This is a genomic window from Micromonospora sp. NPDC052213, from assembly GCF_040679695.1.
Taxonomy (GTDB): Bacteria; Actinomycetota; Actinomycetes; order Mycobacteriales; family Micromonosporaceae; genus Micromonospora.
On sequence record NZ_JBFAVI010000001.1, the window covers coordinates 93,572 to 105,575 of the forward strand.

Consider the following 12,004-nt stretch of genomic DNA (forward strand, 5'->3'; position numbering starts at 1 on the left):
CCTCAGCCGAGGATCCGGGTGAGGTGCGGGTTGGTGAAGAGACGGTCGGGGTCCAGGCGGTCGCGTTCTGCCAGGAAGTCCGGGAAGCGGGGGTACGCGGGGGCCAGCGACCCCGCGTCCCGCCAGTGCAGCTTGCCCCAGTGCGGGCGACCGCCCAACCCCTCCGCGACCTGCTCGAACGCGCGGAAGTACGGCTCGTACGGCATGCCGACGTACTGGTGGACCGCCACGTACGCCGACTCGCGCCCGTACCCGTGGGAGAGCCAGATGTCGTCGGCGGCGGTGAACCGCACCTCCACGGGGAAGAGCACCTTGAAGGGCAGGCCGTCCACGATCCGCCGGAGCGCGCCGAGCGCCTCGCCGAGCGCCTCGCGCGGCAGCCCGTACTCCATCTCCACGAAGCGGACCCGGCGCGGGGTGCAGAACACCTTGTCGGAGCGGCCCGTGTAGCGGCGTTCGGTGAGCGCCCGCGCGGAGAGCGCGCTGATCCTCGGGGCGAGTGCCGGCACGGCGCGGCCGAGCCGGCAGGCGCCCTCGAAGACGGTGTTGGAGAGGAAGTCGTCGTCCAGCCACCCGCGCCACCGGGGCAGCGGCCGGTCGTCGACGGGCACCCGGTCGTTGGTCTTGACCTGCACCCGGTCGGTGTACGGGAACCAGTAGAACTCCGCGTGGTCGTGCCCCTCGACCAGCGCCGGCAGGTCGGCCAGCACGGCGTCCAGCGGCGCCGGCCGCTCGTGCGCGTGCAGCACGAAGGCGTCCACGCAGCGCAGGGTGACCTCGACCAGCACGCCGAGGGCGCCCAGGGAGACCCGGGCGGCGGCGAAGACGTCGGGGTTCTCGTCGGCGGAGCAGCGCAGCACCTCGCCGGTGCCGGTGACGAGGGTGAGCGCCTCGACGAACGTCGACAGGCAGCCGTACGCGGCACCGGTGCCGTGGGTGCCGGTGGAGATCGCCCCGGCGATCGTCTGCGCGTCGATGTCGCCGAGGTTGGGCAGCGCGAGACCGTGCGCGGCGAGCAGGTCGTTGAGCGCGCACAGGGTGATCCCGGCCGGTACGGTGACCAGTCGGCGGTCGACGTCGACGCGTACGCCGGTGTCCAGTGCGGTCAGTTCCATCCGCCGTCCGTCGGTGACCGCGACGCCGGTGAAGGAGTGGCCGCTGCCGACCACCCGGATCCGGTCTCCGGCCGCCGCGGCGGCGCGTATGGCATCGGTGACGTCGGAGAGAGAGGTGGGGCGCAGGATGGCGGTGGCGGTGGCGCGCTGGTTGCCGGCCCAGTTGGACCAGGCGGTGGTGGAGCCTGCGGTGCCGGCCATGCACACTCCTCGACATGAATGTGAACTGACTTCATATCAGGAACGTTGTCGCAGGTAAATACCGCAATCGAGTCTTGCTCGTTGTACCGGTAGTCACGAACTCGTGACGTGCAGATATGTTCATCCGTCGAAGGGGGGTGGCGCCGAGTGTCCACACCAGCCGCCACAGCCGGGCCGCTGCGCCGCGTACCGGTGCAGGGTCGAAGTGTCGCTCGGGTCCAGCGGATGCTGGACGCCTGTGCCGAACTTGTCGACGAGGTGGGGTACGAGGGGCTCACCACGACCCTGCTCGCCGAGCGTGCCGAGGTGGCGATCGGGTCGGTGTACCAGTTCTTTCCGGACAAGCGGGCGATCGTGCAGGCGCTCACCCTGCGCACGATGGAGTCCTACCTCCAGCGGCTCGACGAGCGTTTCGCCTCCGACGACCTGACCCACTGGTGGGACGGGGTCGACGCGGGGATCGACGAGTACATCACGATGCACCGCACCGTCCCGGGATTCCGTACCCTGCACTTCGGCGACGTGGTCGACCTGCACCTGCTCGATGAGCAGCGGGACAACAACGGGGTGATCGCGGACCAGTTGGCCCGCGTGCTCGGCGAGCGCTTCGGTCTGACCGACGTCCCCGACCTCCAGTTCCATCTGGAGATCGCCGTGGAGACGGCCGACGCGCTGATCAAGCTGGCGTTCCGTCGGCTGCCGGAGGGCGACGAGCGGGTGCTGGCCGAGGCGAAGGCGCTGATCCGGGAGTACCTGCACCGACAGGTCGACGCCCCGGCCGACGCCGGCCAGCCCGGCTGACCCCGGTCCGCCGGCCCGGGTGCGTGGGTGGCGGGACCGGACGGAAGGCCCGGGGTGCGCCGGGCGCGAAGCGCGGTGCGGAACGACACGGTGCGTAGGACGTACCCGGGGTGCGCCGGGCGACAGGTGCGGTAAGGACGGAACGGCCGGGGTGCGCCGGCCGGTGGACAGGGCACGACGGCCCGGGGTGCGCCGGGCGGCGGAAAGCGGCAGACGGCCCGGGGTGCGCCGGGTCGGTGGGTCTCAGAGGAAGGCGTGGCCCTCGCCCCGGTAGGTGGGCACGGTGGTCACGACCGCATCCCCCTCGACCAGGTGCAGCTCGTTGACGTGCTCGCACAGCTCGCCGGCCTTCGCGTGCCGGAACCAGACCCGGTCGCCGACCCGCAGGGTGGCGGCCGCCGTGCCGGCCAGCGGGGTCTGCACCTCGCCGGCCCCCTCGGTGCCGACCAGCTTCAGCCCCCCGGGCAGCCACGGGCGGGGCAGCCGGCTGTCCTCCGCCGGGCCGGAGGCGACCCAGCCGCCGCCGAGCACGGTGGCCAGGCCGGGCGCCGGGCGGCGGACCACCGCGCAGGCGAAGAACGCCGCCGGGGTGGGGCGCCAGGCGCGGTAGGCGTCGAACAGCGTCGGCCCGTACAGGCCCGATCCCGCGGTGACCTCGGTGACCGCGGGATCGGCGCTGGTCGCGGCCAGGCTGCCGGTGCCGCCGCCGTTGACGAACTCCAGGTCGGCGTGTTCGCGTACGGCGGCCACCGCCGCGGCCCGGCGGGTCAGCAACTCGCGGTACGACCCGCGCTGGGCCAGCCGGATCGCGGAGCCGAGCACCGCCCGCCCGGGCGGCGCGTCCCCGAGGCCGGCGATCTGCGCCTCGTACGACATCAGCCCGACGAGCCGGAAGCCGGCGCGGCCCGCGACGGTGGCGGCGAGCGCGCCGGCCGCCCGGGCGCTGTGCACCGGCGAGCGGCGCACCCCGATGTGCACCCGCCCGCCCAGCGGTCGCCAGGAGGCGTCCAGGTCGAGGCAGACCCGCAGCTCGGGACGCCCGCCGGGAGCCCGCACGGCGTCGACGAGGTCGAGTTGGTCGGTGCCGTCGACCATCAGCGTGACGGCGGCGGCGAGCGCCGGGTCGGCGGCGAGCTCGGCGAGCGCCCCCCGGTCGACGGTGGGGTACGCCACCAGCGCGTCGTCGGTCACACCGGCGCGGACCAGCCAGATCGCCTCGGGCAGGGTGAAGGCCATCACGCCGTGCCAGCCCGGCCGCCCCAGCGCCCGGCCGATCAGCTCCCGGGCGCGGACCGACTTGCTGGCGACGCGGATCGGCTTGCCACCGGCGCGGCCGGCCAGCGCGGCGGCGTTGCCGTCGAAGGTGGCGAGGTCGACCACGGCGTACGGCGGGTCGAGGTGCGCGGTCGCCCGGTCGAGCCGCTCACGGAGTCTGTCGCTTTCGGTGGCCACGTCTGCACGCTAACTGTCTGGGAGTGAATGCGAAATACCCTCGCGTCTGTCCGGGCTGACGGCGGTGGCCGCGGCGGCCTAGGCTCGGCGAGCAGGAGAATGTCGCGGCGGGGAAGGTTCCCCACCGGGTCTAGAGTGTTCCACCGGGACTGCCCAGCGATGGGCCGGCACGTGGAGGTACGGCCATCGAAAGCCAGTTCAACGGCGAGTCGCCCGGCGTGTCGTCGTCATCGAACAAGCCCGACGGCACCGCCGACCAGCCCAAGGCCGACCTGTCCGGCTACGCCGGCATCCGGTCGGTGCTGCGGATCACGCCGTTCCGCCGGCTCTGGATCGTCCTCGGCGCGGCCTCGTTCGGCGACTGGTTCGGCCTGCTCGCCACCTCGGTCTTCGCCGCCTCCCAGGTCGAGGGGAGCACCGCCCAGGGCGCCGCCTTCGGTGGCGTCATCGCCATCCGGCTGCTGCCGGCGCTGGTGCTCGGCCCGGTCGCCGGCGTGCTGGCCGACCGGTTCGACCGGCGCTGGACGATGGTCATCTGCGACGTGCTGCGGTTCCTGCTCTTCGCCTCGATCCCGCTGGCCGCGCTGCTCGGCGCCCCCGGCGGGGCGGTGGTCGCCTGGGCGGCGATCGCCACCTTCCTGATCGAGTCGCTCACGCTGCTGTGGATCCCGGCCAAGGAGGCCGCGGTCCCCAACCTGATCCCGCGCGCCCGGTTGGAGGCCGCCAACCAGCTCACGCTGATCACCACGTACGGCCTCACGCCGGTCCTCGCCGCACTGATCCTCGCCGCGCTCGACGGCATCGTGCGGGCGGCCACCGGGGGCTCGACGCCCAACTGGGCGGAGCCGGCCGACCTGGCGCTCTGGTTCAACGCGTTCTCCCGGCTGGCCACCGCGCTGGTGGTGGCGTACGGCATCAAGGAGATCAGCCAGGGGCAGGCCGCGGAGCGGGGCGGCGGCGAGCAGGGCATGCTGCGCCAGTTCAAGGAGGGCTGGCAATTCATCGGGCAGACCCCCCTGGTGCGCGGCCTGGTGCTCGGCATCTTCGGCGCCTTCGCCGGCGGCGGCATCGTGATCGGCACCGCCAAGTTCTTCGCCACCTCGCTCGGCGCCGGCGATGCCGCCTTCTACCTGCTCTTCGGCGCCATCTTCGTCGGTCTCGCGCTCGGCATCGGGCTCGGCCCGATGATCGTCAAGGACATGTCCCGGCGGCGCTGGTTCGGCATGAGCATCGTGCTGGCCAGCGCCTCGGTGATGACCCTGGCCTTCGCCATCCACCTGTCCATGGCGATGGTGGGCGCGGTCCTGGTCGGCGCGGGCGCCGGCATGGCCTTCCTCTCCGGTACCACCCTGCTCGGCGGGGAGATCGCCGACGAGGTGCGGGGCCGGGTCTTCGCGGTGGTGCAGATCGGCACCCGGCTGGTGCTGATCCTGGCGATCGGCCTGAGCAGCCTGCTCGCCGGCGTCGGCGGCTCGCGCCGGCTGGAACTGGCCGACCTGGGCGTCTCGATCTCGTCCACCCGGCTGCTGCTGCTCGCCGCCGGCACCGCCGGCATCTTCGCCGGGATCAGCGCGTTCGGGCAGATGGACGACAAGAAGGGCGTCCCCGTCCTGGCCGACCTCTGGGGCTCCATCCGGGGCCGCCCGCTGATGCCCGCCGAGCCGTTCGTCTCCGCCGGCCTCTTCGTGGTCTTCGAGGGCGGCGAGGGCGCCGGTAAGTCCACCCAGCTCGCCGCGCTCGCCGAGCGGCTGGGCGGGCAGGGGCGCGACGTGGTGGTCACCCGCGAGCCGGGCGCCACCGCCGTCGGCGAGCGGATCCGGTCGCTGCTGCTCGGCGCGCCCGGGTCCGACGTGCCGTCGCCGCGCGCCGAGGCGCTGCTCTACGCCGCCGACCGGGCGCACCACGTGGCCACCGTCGTCCGGCCGGCGCTCGTCCGCGGCGCGGTGGTGATCAGCGACCGGTACGTCGACTCGTCCCTGGCGTACCAGGGGGCGGGGCGGACCCTCCCCGTCGACGAGGTCTCCTGGCTGTCCTCCTGGGCCACCGGCGGGCTCAAGCCCGACCTCGTGGTGCTGCTCGACGTCGACCCGCACACCGGCCTGTCCCGGGTGGCGTCCCGCGCCGAGGCGGCCGACCACGTGGAGGCCGAGTCGGTCGCCTTCCACGAGCGGGTCCGGTACGCCTTCCTCGACCTCGCCGCCGCCGACCCGAAGCGCTATCTGGTGCTCGACGCGTCCCGCCCGGTCGAGGAGATCGCCGAGCAGGTGGCCCGGCGGGTCGAGGAGATGCTGGGCACCCCGGGCGGCATCGTGCACCCGCGCCCCGCCCAGGGGCCGGACACCTCGGTGCAGCCGGAGTTATCCGAATCGGAGCTGGTGACGATGGAGCATCGGACCTGATGCCGGACGTCTTCGCCGACCTGGTCGGGCAGGACGAGGCGGTCGACACGCTGCGCCGCGCCGCCGCCTCGGCGGCGGCCGTGCTGCGCGCCGCCGCCGTCGCGCCCACGACCGACGCCGCCGGGGACGAGTTCGACGCGCTCGCCGAGGAGGCCGAGGGCGCGGGCGCCGGGGGCGCGGGGGCGGGTGCCGCCGTCGATCCCGGGGCGGGGATGACGCACGCCTGGATCTTCACCGGGCCGCCCGGGTCGGGCCGGTCGGTGGCGGCCCGGGCCTTCGCCGCCGCCCTGCAGTGCGCGTACGGCACCGGCTGCGGCCAGTGCCCCGGCTGCCACACCACGATGGCCGGCACGCACGCCGACGTCCGGCTGGTGGTGCCGGAGGGGCTCTCCATCGGCGTCAACGAGATGCGGGCGCTGGTGCTGCGCGCCGCCAGCACCCCGTCGGGCGGGCGGTGGCAGGTGGTGGTCATCGAGGACGCGGACCGGCTCACGGAGGCCGCCGGCAACGCGCTGCTCAAGGCCATCGAGGAGCCGCCGCCGCGTACGGTCTTCCTGCTCTGTGCCCCGTCCACCCACCCGGACGACATCTCGGTGACCATCCGGTCGCGCTGCCGGGTCGTACCGCTGCGGCAGCCGGCGGCCGAGGCGGTGGCCGAGGTGCTGGCCCGCCGGGACGGCGTGGCGCCCGACGTGGCGCAGTGGGCGGCGGCGGCCGCGCAGGGGCATGTGGGCCGGGCCCGCCGCCTGGCCCGCGACCCGGAGGCGCGCACCCGCCGGGAGGCGGTGCTCGCGGTGCCGCGCCGGCTGACCGGCGTGGGGGCCGCGTTCGACGCGGCGTCGGCGCTCATCGAGGCGGCGGAGGCGGAGGCGGCGGCGTCGGTGGCGGAGACCGACGCGACCGAGCGGGCGGCGCTGGAGACGGCACTCGGCGCCGGCGGCACCGGGCGGGGCGCGGCCGGCGCGATCCGGGGCGCCGCCGGCCAGCTCAAGGACCTGGAGAAGCGGCAGAAGTCGCGGGCCACCCGGGCGCAGCGGGACGCGCTCGACCGCGCCCTGGTCGACCTGGCCGGCTTCTACCGGGACGCGCTCACCATGGCGCTGCGCGCCCCAGTGGCGCCGGTGCACACCGACACCGCCGCGCTGGCCGGGGCGGGCGCGCAGAAGTGGGACGCCGAGGGGGCGCTGCGCCGCCTGGAGGCGGTGCTGGAGTGCCGGGCGGCGATCGAGGCGAACGTCAAGCCCCGGATCGCCGTCGAGGCGATGATGCTCGCGCTCTGGAAGGGCTGACCCGCCCGTTCGGCACCGGGCCGGATTCCGCCGGCCGCGTCGGTTGTCCACAGGCATCGACAGCCGCAATTGCTGTGCGGTACGGTCCGGTGTGCCGTGACGGTGGCGGCACGCTCAGTGATGACCTGTTCCGGGAGGAGTCCGCCGATGTCGCGGGGGGAGATCGACGAGGCCTGGATCGAGGAGGCGGTGCGGCGTTACCGCCGGATCGAGTCCCTCCAGGCCGAGTTCGACCGGGCGGTGGCGACCGTCGAGGTCACCGTCCGGTCGCCCGACGGGCTGGTCGAGGTGGTGGTTACCGCCGGCGGGCGGATCACCGACGTCCGGTTCCTCGGCCCGCTGCACACCCGCAGCCCCCGGGACGTCGCCGGCTCGGTGCAGGCCGCGGTCACCGCTGCGGCGGATGCCGCCCAGTGGGCCCGGGAGAAGCTGCACAACGAGACCTTCGCCGCCTACCGTCCGCTGGCGGGAGCCTGACATGGACACCCTGCACGCCCTCGCCGCCCGGCTCGACCAGGCGAGCGAGACCATGACGGCCGTGTCCCGCACGGTCACCGCCGGCGACCCGCCGCAGGCCGCGTTCGGCGCCGACGCCCCCGGCCGGCCCGGCGAGATCGGGCGGGCCCTGCACCGGCAGTGGATCGCGGCCACCGGCGACCGGGCCCGGGAGGCGCACGCCGTGGCGCAGCGGCTGGCGGTCGCGGCGGCGGCGGTGCGGGCCGCCGCCGACCACTACGCCGACGCCGACCGCGCCGCCCGCCACCGGCTGACCGGGGAGGCGTGATGGACACGCTGGACCGGCTCGCCGAGCCCGGGCTCGACCTGCTGGGCCGGGTCGACACGCTGCTCGCCGCCGGGGCGCCCGAGGGTCACCGCGTCTGGCCGCTGCTGCGCCGGATGCAGGTGCTCCCCGGCGAGGCGGTCCGGAACTTCCTCGACCTGCACCCGGCGCCGCTGGCGGGCGCCGGCCACGCGGCACGCCGGCTCGTCCGGGGCTACGACGACGCCTCCGCCGCGCTGGCCGATCCGGTCCTCTGGTCCGGTCCGGCGGCGTCGACCTACGGGCAGGCCCGGACGGCCCTGCTGCGCCATCTCGACGAGGGGCCGGAGAGCCTGGTCGGGCGGCTGGAGTCGACCGCCGGTTACGCCGACGCGCTCGCCGACTGGGTGGAGGGCAGCCGGCGGGCGCTGGCCCGGGCGCTGGCCGACGTGCTGCGCTCCGCCGAAGCGGTGGCCGTGGTCGCGGCGACCTCGGTGCCGGGCGGCGGACCGGGGCACCGGGGGCCGGCCGGGCCGGGCGGGACCGAGGCCGCCGAGATCGCCGCGCGGGTGTTGGCGGTGCTCTGCGTCGCGTACGACGGGGCGGAGACGCTGCTGCGCCAGTGGGGGCCGAGCCTGGCCGAGTCCCGCTGGTGGGAGCCGGTGGCGGACCGTCCCCGCTACGACGCCCCCACCCGGATCGGCTGGTAGTTCCCGACCGCCCCGTCCGGCGGCGCGCCCGGCGGTTCCGTGACGGACCCCGGCACGGCGCACGGCGTCGCGCCCAGGGCCCGGTCCGGCCGGGCTCCGGCGGCGACGCCGTGGCCTTTCCCCTGCACCCCCCGCAGGTCTGCCTTCACTCAACGCCTCCGGTGCACGTTTGTCCCGTACGGGGCAGCGGAATCAACCGTCCGGGCGAGGGGGGACGGCACGACGAGGTGGCCTGCGGATCGGTTGATTCGACCACTGTGGATGGCTGCACGGCGTAGCCGGGCGGCGACGGCCGGCCCGCCCGCAGCCGCCCGGCCGTCGTAGGGTGAAGGGCATGGGCATGCTCTGCGCGGTCAGCTTCCAGCGGTACGGGCGCCTCTACTACCTCGACCCGGGCGAGCTGCGCCCGCAGGTCGGTGACAAGGTGCTGGTGCCGACCGACGACGGGCCCGAGGTGGCCGAGTGCGTCTGGGCCGCGCAGTGGGTCTCCGAGGACACGGCGGGGTTCCCCCGGCTGGCCGGGCTGGCGCAGGACGAGGACCTGCGCCGCGACGAGGCGGTGCGCCGGCGCAAGGCCGAGGCGAAGGTCGCGGCGAAGCGGCTGATCCGGGAGCACGGCCTGCCGATGAAGGTGGTGGCGGTCGACCACGTGTTCGGCTCCGGCGAGGGGAGCGGCGAGCGGAGCACCATCTACTTCACCGCCCCGCACCGGGTGGACTTCCGCTCGCTGGTCCGTGACCTGGGGGCCACCCTGCACTGCCGGGTCGAGCTGCGCCAGCTCTCCGCCCGGGACTCCGCGCGGGTGCAGGGCGGCATCGGCTCCTGCGGCCGCGACCTCTGCTGCGCCACCTTCCTCACCGACTTCGAGCCGGTGACCATCCGGATGGCCAAGGACCAGGACCTGCCGCTCAACCCGCTGCGCATCTCCGGCGCGTGCGGCCGGCTGATGTGCTGCCTCAAATACGAACATCCTCTTTACCAGCGGTTCCAGGAATCCGCCCCCGCGATCGGCGCGCGGGTGTCGACGCCGGAGGGCGACGGCCGGGTGGTCGGCCACAGCGTCCCGCGCGACTCCGTCACGGTCCGCCTGGACGCCGACGGCTCCCGCTGCTCCTGCTCCCGCGCCTCGGTCTGCGGCCCCCGCCAGGCCCACGACCAGCACTACAACCCCTGACCCCGCCCCCAGCCCCCTCCCCGCGCCTCCGCCCGGTTGATCATGAAGTTGTTGTCACCCACATCGGCGTGTCGCTGCAACAACTTCATGATCAACGAGGCCGGCGGCCGGCGGGGGTGGGGTGGTCAGGTGAGGGTGGTGGGGGGTTCGGCCAGGCGGGGGCGGAGGGGGTGCTTCGGCGCCAGCCAGGAGGACTCGGGGGACTGGTCGGGGTTGACCTGCCAGTGGCGGGCGACGCGGTCGACCGCGATCGGATAGATCGTCAGCCTGCCGTCGGGATCGATGCGCAGCCGCAGGAACGCCTTCGCGTCCTCGATGCCCTGGCCGGCGAAGAGCTCGTTGACGTTCACCCCGAACGCGCCCGCCACCAACAGGTACGCGGCCACGAGCTGGCTCGCCACCAGCCCGCTCACCGGGCCGTAGACCACCGCCGCGGCGACGGCCGGCAGCGGCCACGGCCAGTCGTAGAGAGGCAGGGCCAGCCAGGCCCAGGTGCCGGCGGCGGCCAGCCCGACGTGGGCCAGGCCGTGACCCACGCCGAGGATCCAGTGCCGCGCGTGCCGCTTCCCGCCGGAGCTGGGCGGCTTGGCGAAGAAGGCCGCGGCGAGCACCGTGACGACCAGCATCGCCACCAGCGGCACGCTGAACAGTCGCTGCTCGGTGCCGGTCCGGTTGCTCACGACGCCGGCCATCGCCAGCATCAGCAGCGTGTGCAGGGTGCCGAGCAGGGTGGTGAAGCCCGGGTTGCGCAGCGGCAGCCGGGGAAAGATCCCCCAGCCGTACCGCCGGGAGCGGGCGGCGTCCGGATAGCGGCCGGCCAGGTCGTACGGGCGGGAGGTGCTGGCCCGCCGGGCGAGGGTGTCACGCGGGGGCACCTCGATCCGCTCCGGGAGCTTGTGCGTCGGGTAGAGGTACGCGCCCCCGCTGCCGCAGGTGATCAACTGCCGGTCCGGGCCGGCGTACCGGGCGTAGTGGTGCAGGTCGCCGGAGATCAGCAGCCGCACCTGCGCCCCGGTGGGCGCGATGATCGTGCGGATGAAGTAGTCGATCGAGTCGTACGCCGTGGGGTGGTCGACGGCCTTGACCCAGGTCGGCGCCGGCACGGTCAGGATCACCCGGCTCTGCGGGCCCAGCCGCTCGGCGACCTTGTCGAAGTAGGTGAGCTGCGGGTCGTCCAGGTACGAGCCGGACTGGTCGTCGAGGCCGAGCAGCCACCAGTCGGCGGGCAGTTCGACGGCGAAGTACGAGCGGGACTGGCCGGTGTCCCAGCCGCCGAAGTGCCGGTCCCGGGACCGGACGAACAGCCGTAGGAAGGCGGTCAGGCCGTCGTACCAGTCGTGGTTGCCGGGGACCGCGAAGAGCGTCGGCCGCTCGGGCGGGCTGACGGGCAGGGCGGCCTGGTAGGGCCCCTTGCACCGGTCCTCGTACGCCTCGTACGCCGCCGAGGGGTAGACCTGGTCGCCGCCCATCACCAGGGTCTGCGCCCGGGGCAGCCGGTGCCCGTCCACCTCCAGTTCGCGCTGAGCGATCAGGTAGGCCACCGAGTAGGTGGCGTTGAAACCGTCGCCCAGGTCGGCCACGTAGTCCAGCCAGAGCCCGCCGTCCGGCCCGACCTGGCGGAAGATCCCGTCGCCGAACGCGTTCTGCAGCTCCCGCTTGTCCAGGTACGCCCCGAAGAGCATCGCCAGCAGCGTACGGATGCCGGTGCTGATCAGCAGGAAGGGCGCGAGCCACGGCACGGGCTTGCGCGGGGTGAAGCCCAGCTCGCGCGGATCGGTGCTGCGCGGTCGGCGCGCCGCCCGCCCGCCGGCCGCCTCGCTCGCGTGCGGGCTCGCCGCCGCGCCGTCCTGCGGGTCGTCGTCGGGGGCACGATCGTCCGTCACCCGCCGCAGCGTAGTCCGGACCCGCCGCCATCGCTGTCCGGCGAACGACGGATCGGCCCCGGATGTCCGGGTCGGCGGGGCGGGTGGGGGGATCCCGCTCGGCCGGGCGGCCGGACGTGCCGTACACTTGACGATCGTTGCCGCCTTAGCTCAGTCGGCTAGAGCGACGCACTCGTAATGCGTAGGTCGACGGTTCGATTCCGTCAGGCGGCTCGGTGAA

Annotated in this window: 10 protein-coding genes and 1 tRNA gene; 8 read left to right on the top strand and 3 right to left on the bottom strand. The window is 74.5% G+C overall.

The features are described 5' to 3' along the window. Positions 1-2: 2 nt before the first annotated feature. On the bottom strand, positions 3-1,316 hold the full coding sequence (locus AB0L34_RS00410; RefSeq protein WP_363700640.1) for a D-arabinono-1,4-lactone oxidase: 1,314 nt from the start codon (positions 1,314-1,316) through the stop codon (positions 3-5). 225 nt (positions 1,317-1,541) lie between these two features. Here AB0L34_RS00410 and AB0L34_RS00415 point away from each other — a divergent pair, with 225 nt between their 5' ends. Beyond that, the gene (locus AB0L34_RS00415; RefSeq protein ID WP_363700642.1) at positions 1,542-2,117 is read left to right on the top strand and encodes a TetR family transcriptional regulator; all 576 of its coding nucleotides are present in this window, start codon (positions 1,542-1,544) and stop codon (positions 2,115-2,117) included. A gap of 243 nt (positions 2,118-2,360) precedes the next feature. Here AB0L34_RS00415 and AB0L34_RS00420 read toward each other — a convergent pair whose 3' ends face one another. After that, the gene (locus AB0L34_RS00420; RefSeq protein WP_363700644.1) at positions 2,361-3,569 is read right to left on the bottom strand and encodes an alanine racemase; all 1,209 of its coding nucleotides are present in this window, start codon (positions 3,567-3,569) and stop codon (positions 2,361-2,363) included. A gap of 299 nt (positions 3,570-3,868) precedes the next feature. Here AB0L34_RS00420 and tmk point away from each other — a divergent pair, with 299 nt between their 5' ends. The 6 genes from tmk to ricT all read left to right on the top strand — a co-directional run bounded on the left by tmk (position 3,869) and on the right by ricT (position 9,901). After that, positions 3,869-5,968, top strand: a complete 2,100-nt coding sequence (gene tmk, locus AB0L34_RS00425; RefSeq protein ID WP_363700735.1) for a dTMP kinase — start codon at positions 3,869-3,871, stop codon at positions 5,966-5,968. Further along, positions 5,968-7,257, top strand: a complete 1,290-nt coding sequence (locus tag AB0L34_RS00430) for a DNA polymerase III subunit delta' (protein WP_363700646.1) — start codon at positions 5,968-5,970, stop codon at positions 7,255-7,257. Before tmk ends, AB0L34_RS00430 begins: the two co-directional genes overlap by 1 nt. A gap of 147 nt (positions 7,258-7,404) precedes the next feature. Then, positions 7,405-7,734 (top strand): YbaB/EbfC family nucleoid-associated protein, encoded by a 330-nt coding sequence (locus AB0L34_RS00435; protein ID WP_350701802.1) that lies wholly within the window; start codon positions 7,405-7,407, stop codon positions 7,732-7,734. A 1-nt stretch (position 7,735) separates the two neighbouring features. Next, positions 7,736-8,041, top strand: a complete 306-nt coding sequence (locus AB0L34_RS00440) for a hypothetical protein (RefSeq protein ID WP_350701801.1) — start codon at positions 7,736-7,738, stop codon at positions 8,039-8,041. Beyond that, a complete protein-coding gene (locus AB0L34_RS00445; protein WP_363700648.1) occupies positions 8,041-8,727 on the top strand; it encodes a hypothetical protein in 687 nt (228 codons plus the stop codon). Before AB0L34_RS00440 ends, AB0L34_RS00445 begins: the two co-directional genes overlap by 1 nt. Positions 8,728-9,061: 334 nt before the next feature. After that, complete coding sequence (gene ricT, locus AB0L34_RS00450) at positions 9,062-9,901, top strand: regulatory iron-sulfur-containing complex subunit RicT (protein ID WP_357452580.1); 840 nt, start codon at positions 9,062-9,064, stop codon at positions 9,899-9,901. Positions 9,902-10,026: 125 nt separating this feature from the next. On the opposite strand, the gene AB0L34_RS00455 is transcribed toward ricT, so the two are convergent. Next, positions 10,027-11,784 (bottom strand): metallophosphoesterase, encoded by a 1,758-nt coding sequence (locus AB0L34_RS00455; RefSeq protein ID WP_363700650.1) that lies wholly within the window; start codon positions 11,782-11,784, stop codon positions 10,027-10,029. Positions 11,785-11,923: 139 nt separating this feature from the next. Between AB0L34_RS00455 and AB0L34_RS00460 the strand changes: the two genes are divergently transcribed. Further along, a tRNA-Thr gene (locus tag AB0L34_RS00460) sits at positions 11,924-11,997 on the top strand. Positions 11,998-12,004: the final 7 nt, after the last annotated feature.